Annotated in this window: 14 protein-coding genes; 11 read left to right on the forward strand and 3 right to left on the reverse strand. The window is 68.8% G+C overall.

What is annotated here, in order from left to right; genetic code table 11:
• The first annotated feature begins 350 nt into the window (after positions 1–350).
• Positions 351–1,163, forward strand: a complete 813-nt coding sequence (locus ACWDEX_RS32405; RefSeq protein ID WP_450468041.1) for an SAM-dependent methyltransferase — start codon at positions 351–353, stop codon at positions 1,161–1,163.
• Entirely contained in the window at positions 1,160–3,307 is a 2,148-nt protein-coding gene (locus ACWDEX_RS32410) for a putative bifunctional diguanylate cyclase/phosphodiesterase (RefSeq protein WP_450468042.1), read from the forward strand. The genes ACWDEX_RS32405 and ACWDEX_RS32410 overlap by 4 nt, the downstream gene beginning before the upstream one ends.
• Positions 3,308–3,412: 105 nt before the next feature.
• Here the strand turns inward: ACWDEX_RS32410 and ACWDEX_RS32415 are convergent, their stop codons facing one another.
• Positions 3,413–4,297, reverse strand: coding sequence for a LysR family transcriptional regulator (locus ACWDEX_RS32415; protein ID WP_450468043.1), 885 nt, complete (start codon positions 4,295–4,297; stop codon positions 3,413–3,415).
• A gap of 120 nt (positions 4,298–4,417) precedes the next feature.
• On the opposite strand from ACWDEX_RS32415, the gene ACWDEX_RS32420 reads away from it, so the two are divergent.
• From ACWDEX_RS32420 to ACWDEX_RS32435, 4 genes are all read left to right on the forward strand, one after another.
• Positions 4,418–5,089, forward strand: coding sequence for a succinate dehydrogenase (locus tag ACWDEX_RS32420; RefSeq protein ID WP_450468055.1), 672 nt, complete (start codon positions 4,418–4,420; stop codon positions 5,087–5,089).
• Positions 5,090–5,091: 2 nt separating this feature from the next.
• Positions 5,092–7,050: a fumarate reductase/succinate dehydrogenase flavoprotein subunit gene (locus ACWDEX_RS32425; protein ID WP_450468044.1), complete on the forward strand. Its 1,959-nt coding sequence runs from the start codon at positions 5,092–5,094 to the stop codon at positions 7,048–7,050.
• A complete protein-coding gene (locus ACWDEX_RS32430) occupies positions 7,047–7,796 on the forward strand; it encodes a succinate dehydrogenase/fumarate reductase iron-sulfur subunit (RefSeq protein ID WP_450468045.1) in 750 nt (249 codons plus the stop codon). Before ACWDEX_RS32425 ends, ACWDEX_RS32430 begins: the two co-directional genes overlap by 4 nt.
• 223 nt (positions 7,797–8,019) lie before the next feature.
• Positions 8,020–8,493, forward strand: coding sequence for a nuclear transport factor 2 family protein (locus ACWDEX_RS32435; RefSeq protein ID WP_450468046.1), 474 nt, complete (start codon positions 8,020–8,022; stop codon positions 8,491–8,493).
• Positions 8,494–8,597: 104 nt separating this feature from the next.
• Here ACWDEX_RS32435 and ACWDEX_RS32440 read toward each other — a convergent pair whose 3' ends face one another.
• The gene (locus ACWDEX_RS32440; RefSeq protein ID WP_450468047.1) at positions 8,598–9,164 is read right to left on the reverse strand and encodes a hypothetical protein; all 567 of its coding nucleotides are present in this window, start codon (positions 9,162–9,164) and stop codon (positions 8,598–8,600) included.
• A gap of 462 nt (positions 9,165–9,626) precedes the next feature.
• On the opposite strand from ACWDEX_RS32440, the gene kdpF reads away from it, so the two are divergent.
• The 5 genes from kdpF to ACWDEX_RS32465 all read left to right on the forward strand — a co-directional run bounded on the left by kdpF (position 9,627) and on the right by ACWDEX_RS32465 (position 16,137).
• The gene (gene kdpF, locus ACWDEX_RS32445; RefSeq protein ID WP_450468048.1) at positions 9,627–9,716 is read left to right on the forward strand and encodes a K(+)-transporting ATPase subunit F; all 90 of its coding nucleotides are present in this window, start codon (positions 9,627–9,629) and stop codon (positions 9,714–9,716) included.
• Between the two features lie 7 nt (positions 9,717–9,723).
• Positions 9,724–11,400: a potassium-transporting ATPase subunit KdpA gene (kdpA, locus tag ACWDEX_RS32450; protein ID WP_450468049.1), complete on the forward strand. Its 1,677-nt coding sequence runs from the start codon at positions 9,724–9,726 to the stop codon at positions 11,398–11,400.
• Between the two features lie 32 nt (positions 11,401–11,432).
• Positions 11,433–13,532: a potassium-transporting ATPase subunit KdpB gene (kdpB, locus tag ACWDEX_RS32455; protein ID WP_450468050.1), complete on the forward strand. Its 2,100-nt coding sequence runs from the start codon at positions 11,433–11,435 to the stop codon at positions 13,530–13,532.
• Between the two features lie 23 nt (positions 13,533–13,555).
• Positions 13,556–14,224, forward strand: a complete 669-nt coding sequence (locus ACWDEX_RS32460) for a potassium-transporting ATPase subunit C (protein ID WP_450468051.1) — start codon at positions 13,556–13,558, stop codon at positions 14,222–14,224.
• Between the two features lie 95 nt (positions 14,225–14,319).
• Positions 14,320–16,137 carry an APC family permease gene (locus tag ACWDEX_RS32465; RefSeq protein ID WP_450468052.1) on the forward strand — a complete coding sequence of 606 codons (1,818 nt, stop codon included), beginning with the start codon at positions 14,320–14,322 and terminating at the stop codon, positions 16,135–16,137.
• Positions 16,138–16,184: 47 nt separating this feature from the next.
• On the opposite strand, the gene ACWDEX_RS32470 is transcribed toward ACWDEX_RS32465, so the two are convergent.
• Positions 16,185–16,667 (reverse strand): inorganic diphosphatase, encoded by a 483-nt coding sequence (locus ACWDEX_RS32470; protein WP_450468053.1) that lies wholly within the window; start codon positions 16,665–16,667, stop codon positions 16,185–16,187.
• Positions 16,668–16,839: the final 172 nt, after the last annotated feature.

A 16,839-nucleotide genomic window follows, 5' to 3' on the forward strand; every position in this document is an offset into this window, starting at 1 on the left:
CGCACCCCCAAGCCGCAGAAGCGGGAGTGCCGAGCGAACGGGACACAGGCGCGCGGTCGGCCCGCTTCCCCACCCGTCACACGAAGGGAGCTGACCCAGTTGGTGTGCGCCGGCCGGGCCCGAAAGGCACGCGGTACTGGCATCATGCGGGCTCCTCGGCCACGCCGGGACGCACATGCCCGATCCGGTCGAACCGCCCCAATATCCTCGATGTTCCGTCGCAGGAACCTCGTAGTGACCGGGAACGGACGGTCAATTTCCGTTTCTACTCGCCCTGTTGGCGGACGATCAGTAGCCTCACCTCGAACACCGGATCGCCCGCACCGTCCCCTCTTGCCTTGGAGAGCTACATGGAGCGCCCCGCCTGGGCCCCACGGAGCATCGACGTCTCCGTACCGAGCGTGTCCCGCATGTACGACTTCTACCTGGGCGGATCACACAACTTCGAGGCCGACCGGGAGGCGGCGCGCGCGGCGATGGAGTTCATGCCGGGGCTCCCCAAGACCATGCAGGCGAACCGGGCGTTCATGCGTCGTGCCGTGCGCTTCGCCGTCGATGAGGGCATCACGCAGTTCCTCGACATAGGCTCCGGCATTCCTACCTTCGGCAACGTCCACGAGGTGGCGCAGCAGGCGCACCCCGGCACTCACGTGGTGTACGTCGACCACGACCCGGTGGCGGTCGCCCACAGCCAGGCCGTGCTTCGGGGCAACGACGACGCGGACGTCGTCGCGGCCGATCTCCTGCGGCCCCAGGAGATCCTGGCGAGCCCTCAGGTGGATCGGCTGATCGACCTGAAGCAGCCTGTGGCGCTTCTCCTCGTTGCCATACTGCACTTCGTGGAGGACGCGGACGACCCGTACGGTGCGGTGGCCGAGCTGCGCGGCGCGCTCGCGCCGGGCAGCCTGCTCATCGTCACGCATGCCTCGTACGAGGGAATCCCGCTCGAGCAGGAGCGGGCCGAGGGTGCCGTCGGCGTGTACGAGAAAATCCGCAATCCGCTGATCATGCGCTCGCGCGACGAGATCGCGCGGTTCTTCGAGGGGTACGACATGGTGGAACCCGGGCTGGTGCCGATGCCGAAGTGGCGGCCCGACACGGCACCCGAGGACGAGGATCCGTATGCCTTCTCCGGATTCGCCGGCGTAGGGCGCTCGGCGTGACCGCGGAGCCGGGCGGACCGGAGGACAGACTCCGCAGGTTCGCGACGATCTGGAGCCGGGCGGTCTTCCCGGCGACCTCGACGTCGCTGACCCGGCCGGAGTTCGAGGCGCAGCTACTGCCGCTGGCGCGGCGGCTGAGTGAGGCGTTGCGGGCCAGGGCGTTCGACGCCGCCGCGGCCAAGGAGATCGGGGCTGCGCTGATCGCGGCCCACTGCACCGAACCGGAGACTCTCAGCCACACCCTCGACTGCGTCGACGCCTATCTGGTGCTCTACTGCGGCGACCCGGACGCCTCCGCGCAGACGCAGGAGGCCCTCAGGACCCGCTCCTCGCGGTTGCAGCACGCGATGGCCGCGGGATTCGCCAAGGCGCTGAAGGAGCGCACGCTGGCCGAGCAGGAGTCCATCTCCCAGGCCGCCCTGCACGCGCAGGGCGTGGTGGCCCAGGCGCTGCACTCCAGCGAGGCCCGCTTCCGCGCCGTCTTCGAGGGCGCGGCCATAGGAATCGGCATCGCGGACCTCGACGGCAACATCCTCCAGGTCAACGGCGCGCTGCTGCGTATGTTCGGCGGCTCCGAACAAGTGTTGCGCGGCCGCAACGTCGCCGAGTGGACCCACCCCGACGACGCGCCGCACATCTGGCGCCTGTACGACGAACTCGTCCGCGGCGAACGCGACCACTACCACGCCGAAAAGGCCTTCTACCGGCCCGACGGCACGGTCCTGTGGACGAACCTCACCGTGTCTCTGCTGCGGGACGCGGACGGGTGCCCGCAGTACCAGCTCGCGCTCATGGAGGACACCACCGAGCGGCGCCTGCTGAACCTCAGGCTGCGCTACGAGGCCACTCACGACGCGCTCACCGGACTGCCCAACCGCACCCTCTTCTTCGAACGGCTGGAGAAGGCTCTGGCGGCGGGCGAGGGCCGGCGGTTCGGCCTGTGCTACCTCGACCTCGACGGCTTCAAGACCGTCAACGACAGCCTCGGGCACGCGGCCGGCGACCGGCTGCTCGTCGAGGTCGCGGACCGGCTGCAGGCGTGCGCGACCGCGCCCGGCGAGATGGTCGCGCGCCTGGGCGGTGACGAATTCGTGGCGCTGATCACCGGGCCCGACACCGAGCGCGAGGTCGACGAACTCGTCGGCCGCATCATGAACGCGCTGGTCACCCCGATCAGCGTCGACGGGCGCGAGCTGACCGTACGCGGCAGCATCGGCGTCGTCGAGGGACCGGTCGGGGAACGCGGACCGGCGGAGGTGCTGCGCAGCGCCGACATCACCATGTACCGGGCCAAGGCCGCGGGCGGGAACCGCTTCGAGCTCGCCGATCCCGAGGCCGACGCCCGTGCCATCACTCGCCACGGGCTGACCACGGCGCTGCCCGCGGCGCTGGACCGGGGCGAGTTCTTCATCGAGTACCAGCCGCTGGTGCACCTCGGCGACGGCACCGTGCACGGCGCCGAGGCGCTGGTGCGCTGGCTGCATCCGCAGCACGGTGTGCTCGGCCCCGACCGATTCATCCCGCTCGCCGAACACACCGGGCTGATCGTGCCGCTGGGGCGTTGGGTGCTTCAGGAGGCGGTAGGGCAGGCTCGGGCCTGGCAGGAGAGGCACGCGCAGACGGGTCCGCTGCGCATCAACGTCAACCTGTCGCCGTGCCAGCTCACCCATCCCGGTCTGGTCTCCGACACCGTCGACATCCTGGAGCAGGCCGGTCTCGAACCGGACGCGCTCTGCCTGGAGGTCACGGAGTCGGCGCTCATCGGGGCGGATGACGACCTGCTCAAACCGCTGCGCCGACTGGCGGAGATGGGGGTGGACATCGCCCTCGACGACTTCGGCACGGGCTACTCGAACCTCGCCAACCTGCGCCGACTGCCCGTGCGAATCCTCAAGCTGGACCGTTCCTTCACCCAGGGCATGCAGCAGTACCCGGCGGACCCCGTCGACCTCAAGATCGTCGAGGGCATCGTCTCCCTCGCCCACAGCCTGGACCTCGCGGTCACGGTCGAGGGCGTGGAGACCGGCGCTCAGGCCGAACAGCTGCGGATTCTGGGGTGCGACACCGCCCAGGGCTGGTACTACGCTCGTCCGGGCCCGCCGGACCGCCTGCACGAACTGGCACTGGCGGACACTACGGGCTGAGCCGTCACACGCGTACGGGCCGTGGGTCCACGGCCCGTACGCGGACGCTCTCGCGGTCCCCGCAGGCGCCTGCCGGGCCACCGGGCTCGCGGGCGCGGGGCCCGCTCACCGCTTCAGCAGCATCCGCTGGAGTTCCCGGGCCGCCCGGGGCGGCGCCACATCGCTGCGGTGGGCCAGCGCGATCGTACGGTGCAGTCCGGGCGGGGCCAACGGGGTCACGCGCAGGCCGTGCCCGGACCGTGTCGCGACCATGCGCGGAACGACGGCGACGCCCAGGCCCGCGCGTACGAAGCCGAGGACCGCGTCCATCTCGCCGCCCTCCACGGCGAAGTCCGGCTCGAAGCCCTCGGCGCGGCATGCGGCCACGGTCAGTTCCCGCAGGTCGTAGCCGTGGCGGAACATCACAAGACGCTCGCCCTGCAGATCCGCGATGTGGACCGTACGACGCCCGCTCCCGGGCCCTGGGACCTCCGGCGCGGACACCACCACCAGGTCTTCGCGCAGCAGCTCCACCGTGGTCAGCGCGGGGGAGGGGGTGGGCAGGGGCAACACGACCAGGGCGAGGTCGAGGGCGCCGCGCGCCAGTTCCCGTACGAGGTCGTGCGAGCCGCCCTCCTCGACCAGCAGCCGAATACCGGGATAGCGGTCGTGGAAGCCGCGCAACACGTCCGGCAGCAGACCGGTGCAGAGGCTGGGGGTGGCGCCGAGCCGCACCCGGCCGCTGCGCAGTTGCACCAGCTCCTGCACCTCGTGCCGGGCCGTGTCCGCGTCGGCGAGAATGCGGCGGGCCAGCGGCAGCAACGCCTCGCCCGCGTCCGTCAGCGTGATGTTGCCGCGCGCCCGCAGGAACAGATCGGCCCCCAGCTCCCGCTCCAGCGCCTTGATCTGCTGCGACAGCGAGGGCTGGGCGACATGGACCAGTTCGGCGGCATGGGTGAAGTGCCGGGTCTCGGCGACCGCCACGAAGTACTGAAGCTGTTGGAACTGCACGCCTCCAGCATAGGCGCTGGCTATCGAAACAAGCTGGACCATGTCTTGGACCGATGGGGACCTTCGGCTCTAGCGTTCTCAACCATGGCTCTGGCAACGCGGACGGACCGACGGCCGTCCATGGCCCGCACTGTGTGGGACAGCACCGTCGGCAAGAAGACAGTGATGGCGGTCAGTGGCCTGATCATGCTGCTGTACCTGGTTGCCCACATGATCGGGAACCTGAAGATCTACTTCGGGGCCGGCGAGTTCAACCACTACGGTCACTGGCTGCGTACCGTCGGTGAACCGTTCATGCACTACGAGTGGACGCTGTGGCTCATCCGCGTCGTGCTGATCGTCGCCGTCGTCGCCCACGCCGTCTCCGCGTACCAGCTCAGCCGCCGCGACATCAAGGCGCGCCCCGACAAGTACGTGCACGCCAGACCGCGGGCCAGCTACGCCACGCGCACCATGCGCTGGGGCGGGATCATCCTCGGCCTGTTCGTCGTCTGGCACCTGCTCGACCTGACCACCGGCACCGTGCACTCCGGCGGCTTCCAGGAGGGCCACCCGTACCAGAACGTCGTGGACACCTTCTCCACCTGGTACGGAAACGTCATCTACATCGTCGCCATGCTGGCGCTCGGCCTGCACATCAGGCACGGCTTCTGGAGCGCCGCCCAGACCCTCGGCGTCGGCAGCCGCACCCGCGACCGCGCCCTGAAGACCGTCGCCAACGTCCTCGCAGCGCTGCTCACGGCCGGGTTCATCGCCGTGCCCGTGGGTGTCATGACCGGAGTGGTGAGCTGAACATGACTGTGTCCGCCGATTTCACGGACTACGCGACCGGAGAGCCGGTCGTCGACACCAAGGCACCGAGGGGGCCGATCAACGAGCGCTGGGACACGCGCCGTTTCGAGGCCAAGCTGGTCAACCCGGCCAACCGACGCAAGCACACGGTGATCGTCGTCGGCACCGGCCTCGCCGGCGGCTCTGCCGGCGCCACGCTCGCCGAACAGGGCTACCACGTCGTCCAGTTCTGCTACCAGGACTCTCCACGCCGCGCCCACTCGATCGCCGCGCAGGGCGGTATCAACGCCGCGAAGAACTACCGCAACGACGGCGACTCCATCCACCGCCTCTTCTACGACACCGTCAAGGGCGGCGACTTCCGGGCTCGCGAGTCCAACGTCCACCGCCTCGCCCAGATCTCGGTGGAGATCATCGACCAGTGCGTGGCGCAGGGCGTGCCGTTCGCCCGCGAGTACGGTGGCCTCCTCGACACCCGCTCCTTCGGTGGCGTCCAGGTCTCCCGCACCTTCTACGCCCGCGGCCAGACGGGCCAGCAGTTGCTGCTAGGTGCCTACCAGGCGCTGTCCAGGCAGATCGCGGCGGGCAATATCGAGATGCACTCGCGCACCGAGATGCTCGATCTGATCGTGATCGACGGGCGTGCCCGCGGCATCATCGCGCGTGACCTGATCACCGGAAAGATCGACACCTACTTCGCGGACGCCGTCGTCCTCGCCTCCGGCGGCTACGGCAACGTCTTCTACCTGTCGACCAACGCCATGAACTCCAACGCGACCGCCGTCTGGCGGGCGCACCGGCGCGGCGCGTACTTCGCCAACCCCTGCTTCACCCAGATCCACCCCACCTGCATCCCGCGCACCGGCGACCACCAGTCCAAGCTGACGCTGATGAGCGAGTCGCTGCGCAACGACGGCCGGATCTGGGTGCCGAAGGCGAAGGACGACAACCGGGCGCCGAGCGAGATCCCCGAGGACGAGCGCGACTACTACCTGGAGCGCATCTACCCCTCCTTCGGCAACCTCGTGCCCCGCGACATCGCCTCCCGCGCCGCGAAGAACGTCTGTGACGAGGGCCGCGGTGTCGGTCCCGGCGGTCAGGGCGTCTACCTGGACTTCGCGGACGCCATCAGGCGTATGGGCCGGGCGAAGGTCGAGGAGAAGTACGGCAACCTCTTCGACATGTACGAGCGGATCACCGCGGAGAACCCGTACGAGGTGCCGATGCGGATCTACCCCGCCGTGCACTACACGATGGGCGGCTTGTGGGTCGACTACGACCTGCAGACCACGGTCCCCGGCCTGTTCGCGATCGGCGAGGCCAACTTCTCCGACCACGGCGCGAACCGCCTCGGCGCCTCCGCGCTGATGCAGGGCCTGGCCGACGGCTACTTCGTCCTCCCCTCGACGATCAACGACTACCTCGCCCGGAATCCGCACCAGGACGAGGTCACGGACGAACACCCCGTCGTACAGGAGGTGCTGGCCGACACGGAGGACCGGCTCAACACGCTGCTCGCCGTCGACGGAGACCGCACCCCCGACTCCTTCCACCGTGAACTCGGCGAACTCATGTGGGAGTTCTGCGGCATGGCGCGCACCGACGCGGGCCTGCGCAAGGCTCTGGAGCGCATCCCGCAGATCCGTGAAGAGTTCTGGCGGCGCATCAAGGTCCCCGGCATCGGTGAGGAGTTCAACCAGTCACTGGAGAAGGCCAACCGCATCGTCGACTACCTCGAACTGGCCGAGCTGATGTGCCTCGACGCGCTGCATCGCGCCGAGTCCTGCGGCGGCCACTTCCGTGAGGAGTCCCAGACGCCCGACGGCGAGGCCGCCCGCAAGGACGAGGACTTCTCCTACGCGGCCGCCTGGGAGTTCACCGGCACCGGCGAGGCGCCCACCCTGCACAAAGAAGACCTGGTCTTCGAGTACGTCCACCCCACCCAGCGGAGCTACGCATGAAGCTCACCCTGCGCGTCTGGCGGCAGAAGAACGCCGACGCCGACGGCGCCATGTCCACCTACGAGGTGGACGGCATCTCGCCCGACATGTCCTTCCTGGAGATGCTGGACACCCTCAACGAGGAACTCATCCTCAAGGGCGAGGACCCGGTCGCCTTCGACCACGACTGCCGCGAGGGCATCTGCGGCGCGTGCAGCCTGGTCATCAACGGTGACGCACACGGCCCCGAGCGCACCACCACCTGCCAGTTGCACATGCGGTCCTTCAAGGACGGCGACACGATCGACATCGAGCCCTGGCGGGCCGCGGCCTTCCCGGTCGTCAAGGACCTCGTGGTCGACCGCTCGGCCTTCGACCGCATCATCCAGGCCGGCGGCTACATCACCGCCCCGACCGGCTCCGCGCCCGAGGCCCACGCCACGCCCGTACCGAAGGCCGACGCGGACTTCGCCTTCGAGCACGCCGAGTGCATCGGCTGCGGCGCCTGCGTGGCGGCCTGCCCGAACGGCGCGGCGATGCTCTTCACCTCGGCGAAGATCAACCACCTCAACGTCCTGCCGCAGGGCGCGCCCGAACGCGAGACTCGCGTACTGGACATGGTCGCGCAGATGGACGAGGAAGGCTTCGGTGGCTGCACGCTCACCGGGGAGTGCGCCACCGCCTGCCCGAAGGGCATTCCGCTGGTCTCCATTACCAGCATGAACAAGGAATGGCTGCGCGCGACCGGCAAGGCGCGGCGCCGCTGACACCCTAGACGGGTCGGCGCCGCTTTGGACGGGGCGGCGCCGGCCGATCACGTTCGCCGACAGGGGGCGGACGGGCGGGACCGGGCGTGGTGCTCAACCCCGGTCCCGCCAGGTACTTCAGTGGCACCGGCGCTCCACGGTGTGTCCACCTTGCGGGAGAACCAGCGTTCTCCTAGGGTGACGGCCAAGAGGAGAACGAGCGTTCTCGCCGATGGAGGCAGGCATGTCGCACGAACAACGCCCTCCCTTCCCGCCGTTCACCCGGGAAACCGCGGTGGAGAAGGTACGGCTGGCGGAGGACGCCTGGAACAGACGCGATCCGGAGAAGGTCGCCCTCGCCTATACGGTCGACTCCCGTTGGCGCAACCGCGCGGAGTTCATCGACGGCCGCGACGAGATCGTCGCCTTCCTCACTCGCAAATGGCGGCGGGAGCTGGAGTACCGGCTGATCAAGGAACTCTGGGCCTTCGACGGCGCCCGTATCGCCGTGCGCTTCGCCTACGAATGCCACGACGACTCGGGCAACTGGTTTCGTTCCTACGGCAACGAGAACTGGGAGTTCGACGACAACGGCCTGATGCGCAAGCGCTACGCCAGCATCAACGACCTTCCGATCAAGGAGTCGGACCGCCGGTACCACTGGCCGCTGGGACGCCGGCCCGACGACCACCCGGGTCTGAGTGAACTGGACCTGTGACCATTCGTTCCCGGGCGCGGGCAAGACCGGCCGGCCGGCCGGCCGACCGGCCGACCGGCTGACCGGGACGCGGGTTTCGGGGAGGGCTGACGCGGGCCGCCCCGCTATTCCAGGCCGGACACCCTGAACACCGTCAGGGCGGTCTCGCGGTCGATCCGCTCCCTGACCCGGTCCAGTTCTGTCTGCCCACACAGCAGGGAGCCGACGGCCATGGACTTCCGGGCGTCCTCGTCCAGGCGGTGCCACAGGTCGGGATTGTCCACCAGCACCCGCGGGTCGATCTCGACGCGCCCGCTGAACACGTCCCGCAGCACGAGGCGCTGGGAGACTCCGTCCACACAGCGCACCGACACCAGCAGATCGGTGCGCACCCGTCGAGTGCGCAGGAGGCCGCGCGAGGCCAGCCAGCCCTCACCGGCGCAGACCCGGCGCGGACACAGCACCGCGAAGAGCAGCATCGACACCGCGAACCACAGGGTGGCCCGCCACGGCGATTCGGCGCCGGAGCCCCAGTCGATCAGCTGCAGCATGGCGAAGAGCGCGAGTGCGTACCGGATCGAGCCATGCGTCTCTTTCGCCCAACCGCGGTCGTACACCGCTTGTCCATGACGCCCGCGTTCCCTCACATGGGCGCCGCTCACCTCACGGCGCGCGCCTTCGCGACCTTCCATACGGCAGACGGTAGAGCGCCACGGGGCGGATGCAACTCGCCCTTGATGCGACTCTGACGGTTCCCGGCCCCATCTTGACGCCGTCACGGCTGTCGGGGCGGTCGCCCGCGTCATACCTGTGTCAAGGCGGCATCGAAGTCGTGGGATCCGAGGCGAAGAACGCGCCGGGGCCGGGGCGCCTGGCTGCGCCTCCGCCTGTTCTGACGTACTGACTGCGCCGGACGGCAGCGCCGAGGTGCGGTTCGCAGCAGAAGCCGTAAGAGTCCCGTCAAAGGCGTGCGCACCTACGTAAGAGACCCGTCAACGGAAGCCGAATCCGGTCAGAGGCGCGCTTTCCTCGAACCATTGTTGCCCCGTCCGAACCTCATTCCAGGAGCTCACGATGGCCGATCTGGCCTTCGTCATCACCACGATCGCGGTCTTCGCGCTTGTGGCCCTCACTGCCAAGGGGGTGACGAAGCTGTGACCGCCGAGTACATCGTCGGCCTGGTCGTGGCCGTCGCTCTGCTGGGCTATCTCATCCTCGCCCTGATCTTCCCGGAGAGGTTCTGAGAGCCCTATGAGCCCCGTTCTGGCCGGCGTGCTCCAGCTGCTCGCTCTGATAGCGGCACTGGGCCTCGCCTACGTTCCCCTCGGCACCTACATGGCCAAGGTCTATTCCTCCGACCGGCACTGGCGCGTCGAGAAGTGGATCTACAAGGGAGTCGGCGTCAATCCGAACACCCGGATGAGCTGGCCCGCCTACCTGCGCGGCGTCCTCGCCTTCTCGGCGGTCGGCGTCCTCTTCCTCTACCTTCTGCAGCGGCTCCAGGGCGTCCTGCCGTTCTCACTCGGCTTCAGGTCCATCGATCCGGCGCAGGCGTTCAACACCGCCGCCTCCTTCGTGACGAACACCAACTGGCAGTCGTACTCCGGCGAGCAGGCCATGGGCCACGTCGTGCAGACCGCCGGTCTGGCCGTACAGAACTTCGTCTCCGCAGCCGTCGGTATCGCCGTCGCCGTGGCGCTGGTGCGCGGCTTCGCAGGCGTGCGCGCCGGCGAGCTCGGCAACTTCTGGGCCGACCTGGTGCGCGGTGTCGTCCGCATCCTGGTGCCGGTCGCGACGATCGCGGCGATCGTCCTGGTGGCCTGTGGTGTCATCCAGAACTTCTCCGGCATCCACGAGGTGGGCCAGTTCTTCAATGGGCACGGCACGGGCGGCTCGCAGCAGTGGAACGGGGGCGCGGTCGCCTCGCAGGAGGCCATCAAGGAGCTGGGCACCAACGGCGGCGGTTACTTCAACGCCAACAGCGCTCACCCCTTCGAGAACCCGACCCCGTTCACAAACCTCTTCGAGATCTTCCTGATCCTGGTGATCCCGTTCTCGCTGACCCGGACGTTCGGTGTCATGGTCGGCTCGGTCAGGCAGGGCCACGCGCTTCTCGCCACCATGGCCATCATCTGGGTTGGTTTCATCGCCCTGATGATGTGGACCGAGTTCGCCCACCAAGAGGGGGCCCTGCAGATCGCGGGCGGGGCGATGGAGGGCAAGGAGGTCCGCTTCGGCGTCGGCGCCTCGTCGATCTTCGCGGTGTCCACCACGCTCACCTCGACCGGAGCGGTCGACTCCTTCCACTCGTCGTTCACGGGGTTCGGCGGCGGCATCACCCTGCTCGGCATGATGCTGGGCGAGATCGCCCCCGGCGGTGTCGGCTCCGGTCTCTACGGCATCCTGATCATGGCGATCATCGCGGTGTTCATCGCCGGTCTGATGGTCGGCCGCACCCCCGAGTACCTGGGCAGGAAGATCCGCGCCCGGGAGATCAAGCTGGCGGCCGTCTACATCCTGATCACCCCGGCGCTGGTGCTCGTGTGCACCGCGGCCTCCATGGCGCTGCCCACGGCGCGGCACTCGATGCTCAACCCCGGCGCGCACGGGTTCTCCGAAATCCTGTACGCGTTCACGTCCGCCGCGAACAACAACGGCTCGGCTTTCGCCGGCCTGAACGCGAACACGGACTGGTTCAACACCATGACCGGGCTCGCCATGCTGCTGGGCCGCTTCCTGCCGATGGTGTTCGTCCTCGCCCTGGCCGGCTCACTGGCCGAGCAGAAGCCGGTACCGGTCACCGCAGGCACCCTGCGTACAGACAAGCCGCTGTTCACCGGGCTGCTGGTGGGCGTGATCCTGATCATCGTCGGTCTGACCTACTTCCCGGCGCTGGCGCTGGGCCCGCTGGCGGAGGGGCTGGCGTGATGTCCACTCGTACCAAGAACCAAGAGGTTCCCATGTCCACGGCCACTTCGAACCGGGCCCCGCACAGCGACGTCCCCACTGGACGCAGGTCCGCCAAGGGCCGTGTCGGCGCGGGCCTCTTCGATCCCCAACAGCTGGTCAGGTCGCTGCCGGACGCACTTCGCAAGCTCGGTCCGCGGGTGATGATCAAGTCGCCCGTGATGTTCGTGGTGTGGATCGGTGCCGTGTTGACCACGGTCTTCTCCGTCAAGACCCCGAGTGACTGGTTCGGCTGGGCGATCAGCGCCTGGCTCTGGCTGACCGTCGTCTTCGCCAATCTGGCGGAGGCCGTCGCCGAGGGACGTGGCAAGGCACAGGCCGACACCCTGCGCAAGGCCAAGACCGACACCGTGGCCAGGCGCCTCACGGGCGACCGCGAGGAGCACGTCGCCGGCACCGAGCTGCGCATCGGCGACCTGGTTGTCTGTGAGGCCGGTGACATCATTCCGGGCGACGGCGACGTCGTCGAGGGTGTCGCCAGCGTAGACGAGTCGGCGATCACCGGTGAGTCGGCGCCCGTCATCCGCGAGTCCGGTGGCGACCGGTCCGCGGTCACCGGCGGCACGAAGGTGCTGTCCGACCGGATCGTCATCAAGATCACGACGAAGCCCGGGGAGACCTTCATCGACCGGATGATCGGCCTCGTCGAGGGCGCGGCCCGGCAGAAGACGCCCAACGAGATCGCGCTCAACATCCTGCTGGCATCGCTGACGATCGTCTTCCTCCTCGCCTGCGCCACGCTGCCACCGTTCGCCCACTACGCGGGCACGCACCTGACGATGGTCGTCCTGGTGGCCCTGCTCGTCTGCCTCATCCCGACGACGATCGGCGCGCTGTTGTCCGCGATCGGCATCGCCGGCATGGACCGGCTGGTGCAGCGCAACGTCCTCGCCATGTCCGGCCGGGCCGTGGAGGCCGCGGGTGATGTCTCGACCCTGCTGCTCGACAAGACCGGCACCATCACGCTCGGCAACCGGCAGGCGGCACGGTTCGTGCCGGTGGGTGGCGCCACCGCCGCCGAGGTCGCGGACGCCTCCCAGCTGTCCTCGCTTGCCGACGAGACACCCGAGGGCCGCTCCGTGGTCGTCCTCGCCAAGGAGAAGTACGGGCTGCGCGAACGCCACCAGGGCGAGCTGACCGGGGCCGAGTGGATCGCCTTCACCGCCCAGACCCGTATGTCCGGGGTCGACGTGGACGGGCGCAGGATCCGCAAGGGCGCGGCCGGTTCGGTCATCGCCTGGGTGCGGGAGCGTGGCGGCGAGGTCGCGGAGGACGCGGACCCGGTCGCCGACCGGATCTCGGAGGAGGGCGGCACCCCCCTGCTCGTGGCCGTCGAGGACGCGGACGGGGCGCGGGTCCTGGGTGTCATCCACCTCAAGGACGTCGTCAAGGACGGCATGCGCGAGCGGTTCGACGAACTGCGCCGCATGGGCATCAGGACCGTCATGATCACCGGCGACAATCCGCTGACCGCCAAGGCGATCGCCGAGGAGGCGGGCGTCGACGACTTCCTCGCGGAGGCCACCCCCGAGGACAAGATGGCGCTGATCAGGCGGGAGCAAGCGGGCGGCAAGCTGGTCGCGATGACCGGTGACGGTACGAACGACGCGCCCGCGCTCGCCCAGGCGGACGTCGGGGTCGCGATGAACACGGGCACGTCGGCCGCCAAGGAGGCCGGCAACATGGTCGACCTCGACTCCAACCCGACCAAGCTCATCGAGATCGTGGAGATCGGCAAACAGTTGCTGATCACCCGCGGTGCCCTGACGACGTTCTCCATCGCCAACGACGTCGCGAAGTACTTCGCGATCATCCCGGCGATGTTCGCCGCGGTCTACCCGGGCCTGGACGACCTCAACGTCATGAAGCTGTCCTCGCCCGACTCCGCGATCCTGTCCGCGGTCGTGTTCAACGCTCTGATCATCATCGCGCTGGTTCCGCTCGCCCTCAGGGGCGTGCAGTACAAGCCGGTGAGCGCGGACCGGATGCTCCGCCGCAACCTCGGGATCTACGGCCTGGGCGGGCTGGTCGCCCCCTTCGTCGGCATCAAGATCATCGACCTGATCATCTCCGTCATTCCCGGGCTGCACTGATTCGGAAGGCGTGCTGAATCATCATGAACAACTCCGTCAGGAACACCGTCCGGTTGCTGGGGGCAGGCCTGCGCGCCCTGCTGGTGCTGACGCTGGTGACAGGCGTCGTCTACCCGTTGGTCGTCACCGGCGTCGCCCAGGCGCTCTTCCACGGCAAGGCCAACGGCTCGGAGGTGAGGGCGGACGGCAAGGTCGTCGGCTCCTCGCTGATCGGGCAGTCGTACGACCTGCCGTCGAAGAAGGGCGGGCAGACCCCGCACCCCGACCTGACGTGGTTCCAGGGCCGCCCGGCGCACGGTCTCGGAACCAACACGGTCAACACCCGGTACAAGCTGATCCTGTCCGGTGCCACCAACCTGGCCGCCGACAACGAGGTGCTCGTCAAACAGGTGGAGGACGCCAAGGCCGCGGTCATCAAGGACAACTCGGTGGCGGGCTACACCGTCAAGCCGTCGGACATCCCCGCCGACGCGGTGACGTCCTCCGGCTCCGGCCTGGACCCGGACATCTCCCCGCAGTACGCGCGGATCCAGGCCCACCGGGTCGCCGCCAGGAACGGGCTGCCCGTCGCCCAGGTGGAGAAGCTGGTCGACGAGCACACGCGGGGCCGCGCCCTCGGCTTCATGGGTGAGCCCCGGGTGAACGTCCTCGCACTCAACATCGCCCTCGAGGAACTCGTGGCGAAGCGCTGACGGCGGGCTCGCTCGCCTGCCGCGTCCGGAGAGCGGGCCCGGATGCGGCAGGCGAGACTGTTGCCGACCGTCCGCCCATCCGTGATGAGGTCCCGATGGCCTATGGCCTGGCACGCCGTGAGCTACGCCCCAGGGTCCCGCTCCGCCCGGGAGAGGGGGAGCGGGACCACCTCACGAGCCTGGAAGGACTGGCCGCGCTGTCGCTGGACGCGCTCAGTTCGGTGGCGTACGGCCCCGAGGCGATCGTGCTGGCCCTCGTCGCCGCCGGGACCGGGGCCCTGACGGCGACGCTGCCCATCACCCTTGTGATCACCTTCCTGCTCGCGACGCTGGTGGTGTCGTACACCCAGGTGATCGCCGTGCATCCGGACGGTGGAGGTGCCTACGCCGTCTCCAAGAAGGACCTGGGCGCGACCGTCAGCCTTCTCGCCGCGGCCAGTCTCGTCGTCGACTACGTGCTGACCGTCGCCGTCAGCCTCGCCGCTGGTGCCGACGCCCTCGCATCCGCCTTTCCCTCGCTCGTCGGCGACAAGCTCGTCATCTGCCTCATCGGCCTTGCCCTGCTGACGGCGGTGAACCTGCGGGGAGTCACCGACAGTGCCCGCATGCTGATGCTGCCCACCGCACTGTTCATCGTGTCGATCGCCGGCATCATCGTCGTCGGCCTGTTCCGCACGCACCCGGCGGCCGTCGTCGGCACCGCGCAGCCCTTCCCCGCACACGAGACACTGGGGCTCCTGCTGGTCCTCAAGGCCTTCTCGTCCGGCTGCTCGGCCCTCACCGGCGTCGAGGCCATCGCCAACGCCGTACCCACCTTCCGCGCCCCCCGGGTCAAACGCGCCCAGCGCACCGAGCTGATGCTGGGGGTGGTTCTCGGGCTCATGCTCGTCGGCCTGGCCGTCCTCATCCGCCGTGACCACGTGGCCCCACGAGGACAGGTCACGGTGCTGGCCCAGCTCACCGCCGGCGCCTTCGGCACGGGTTGGGCCTACTACGCCATCAATCTCATCGTGACGCTGGCCCTCCTTCTCGCCGCGAACACCAGCTTCGGCGGACTTCCGGTGCTCATGAGCCTGCTCGCCCGTGACAACCGGCTGCCCCACCTGTTCGGGCTGCGCGCCGAACGACCCGTCTACCGCTACGGCGTGGTCTCCCTGGCGCTGCTGGCAGCCCTGCTGCTCATCGCGGTCAACGCGAGCACACACCGGCTGATCCCGCTCTTCGCGATCGGTGTGTTCATCGGCTTCACGCTCAGTCAATTGGGTCTCGTACGGCACTGGGCCACCGAAAGACCCGCCGGGTGGAAGTACCGGGCACTGATCAACGGCACCGGGGCGCTGCTCACCACCGTGGCCACCGTCATCCTCCTCACCACGAAGTTCCTGCAGGGTGCCTGGGTGGTCGTGATCGCCGTCCCGCTGATGATGCTGCTGTTCGCCCGCATCCAGCGCTACTACACGCAGGTGGGACAGGAACTGGAGCTGGGCCGGACCCCCGGTCCGCCGGCGTTGCGCGCCCGAAGCCTGGTGATCGTGCCGCTGGGCGAGGTCAGCAGGCTCGCCCAGCATGCCGTGAGTGCCGCCCTCGCCCTGGGCGACGAGGTGGTAGCGGTCGCCGTCCAGTCCGACCCGGAGCGGACACGGGCTCTGCAGGACGCGTGGGGGCGCTGGAACCCGGGCGTGCGCCTCGACATCATCGACAGCCCCCACCGCTCCCTGGTCCAGCCGATCGTCGACTACGTGCAGCGCGCGGCCCAGGACGGTCGGCAGGTCGCCGTTCTCATCCCGGAGGTCGAACCCCGCCACCGGCGCTACGAGATCCTGCAGAACCAACGGGGTCTGCTCCTGGCCGCCATCCTGCGGTCCCGCACCGACGTGGTGGTGTGCATGGTGCCCTATCGCCTGAGCATGTGAGGACGGCTCATCCCGCAGCCCCGTCACCCACGCCGACGGCGGCGCGCTCAGGCCTCGGCGGCCCGCCTGCGGGAGGCGTCGATCTCCGCGTACGCCTGGTCGCGTCCCTCCCAGTGGGAGCCCTCGACCGACTTGCCCGGCTCCAGGTCCTTGTAGACCTCGAAGAAGTGGGTGATCTCGAGCCGGTCGAAGACGGGGACGTCTCCGACGTCCTGCACGGACGTGTAGCGCGGGTCATGGGCGGGGACGCAGAGGACCTTCTCGTCCGGTCCCTTCTCGTCCTTCATGACGAACATGCCGACGGCGCGGCACTCGATCACACAGCCGGGGAAGGTGGGTTCACCGACCAGGACGAGTGCGTCCAGCGGGTCGCCGTCGCCGCCGAGGGTGTGGTCGATGTACCCGTAGTCGGCCGGGTACCGGGTCGAGGTGAACAGCATCCGGTCCAGACGGAGGCGATGCAGTTCGTGGTCCATCTCGTACTTGTTGCGCGACCCCTGGGGGATCTCCACGATCACGTCGAACTCCACGACGGTCTCCTTGCCTCGCCGATGAGTCGGTCAACGGCCGCTCGTCCCCGGCCCGTTCGGGCCACGGACCGGCGTACCGCCCTAGAAGACTCATGAAGATCTTGTTGAGGGGCTGTCCGGCTGCAGGCCGGGCGGCCCCTCGGTCTATGCGGTGGCCGCGCTGATCGTCCAG

The organism is Streptomyces sp. NPDC001020 (assembly GCF_053599115.1).

Coding starts and splice junctions, on each gene's coding strand:
- ACWDEX_RS32405 (WP_450468041.1), top strand. CDS start 351: ATGGAGCGCCCCGCCTGGGCCCCACGGAGCATCGACGTCTCCGTACCG.
- ACWDEX_RS32420 (WP_450468055.1), top strand. CDS start 4,418: ATGGCCCGCACTGTGTGGGACAGCACCGTCGGCAAGAAGACAGTGATG.
- ACWDEX_RS32425 (WP_450468044.1), top strand. CDS start 5,092: ATGACTGTGTCCGCCGATTTCACGGACTACGCGACCGGAGAGCCGGTC.
- ACWDEX_RS32430 (WP_450468045.1), top strand. CDS start 7,047: ATGAAGCTCACCCTGCGCGTCTGGCGGCAGAAGAACGCCGACGCCGAC.
- ACWDEX_RS32435 (WP_450468046.1), top strand. CDS start 8,020: ATGTCGCACGAACAACGCCCTCCCTTCCCGCCGTTCACCCGGGAAACC.
- ACWDEX_RS32440 (WP_450468047.1), bottom strand. CDS start 9,164: ATGGAAGGTCGCGAAGGCGCGCGCCGTGAGGTGAGCGGCGCCCATGTG.
- kdpA (WP_450468049.1), top strand. CDS start 9,724: ATGAGCCCCGTTCTGGCCGGCGTGCTCCAGCTGCTCGCTCTGATAGCG.
- kdpB (WP_450468050.1), top strand. CDS start 11,433: ATGTCCACGGCCACTTCGAACCGGGCCCCGCACAGCGACGTCCCCACT.
- ACWDEX_RS32460 (WP_450468051.1), top strand. CDS start 13,556: ATGAACAACTCCGTCAGGAACACCGTCCGGTTGCTGGGGGCAGGCCTG.
- ACWDEX_RS32465 (WP_450468052.1), top strand. CDS start 14,320: ATGGCCTATGGCCTGGCACGCCGTGAGCTACGCCCCAGGGTCCCGCTC.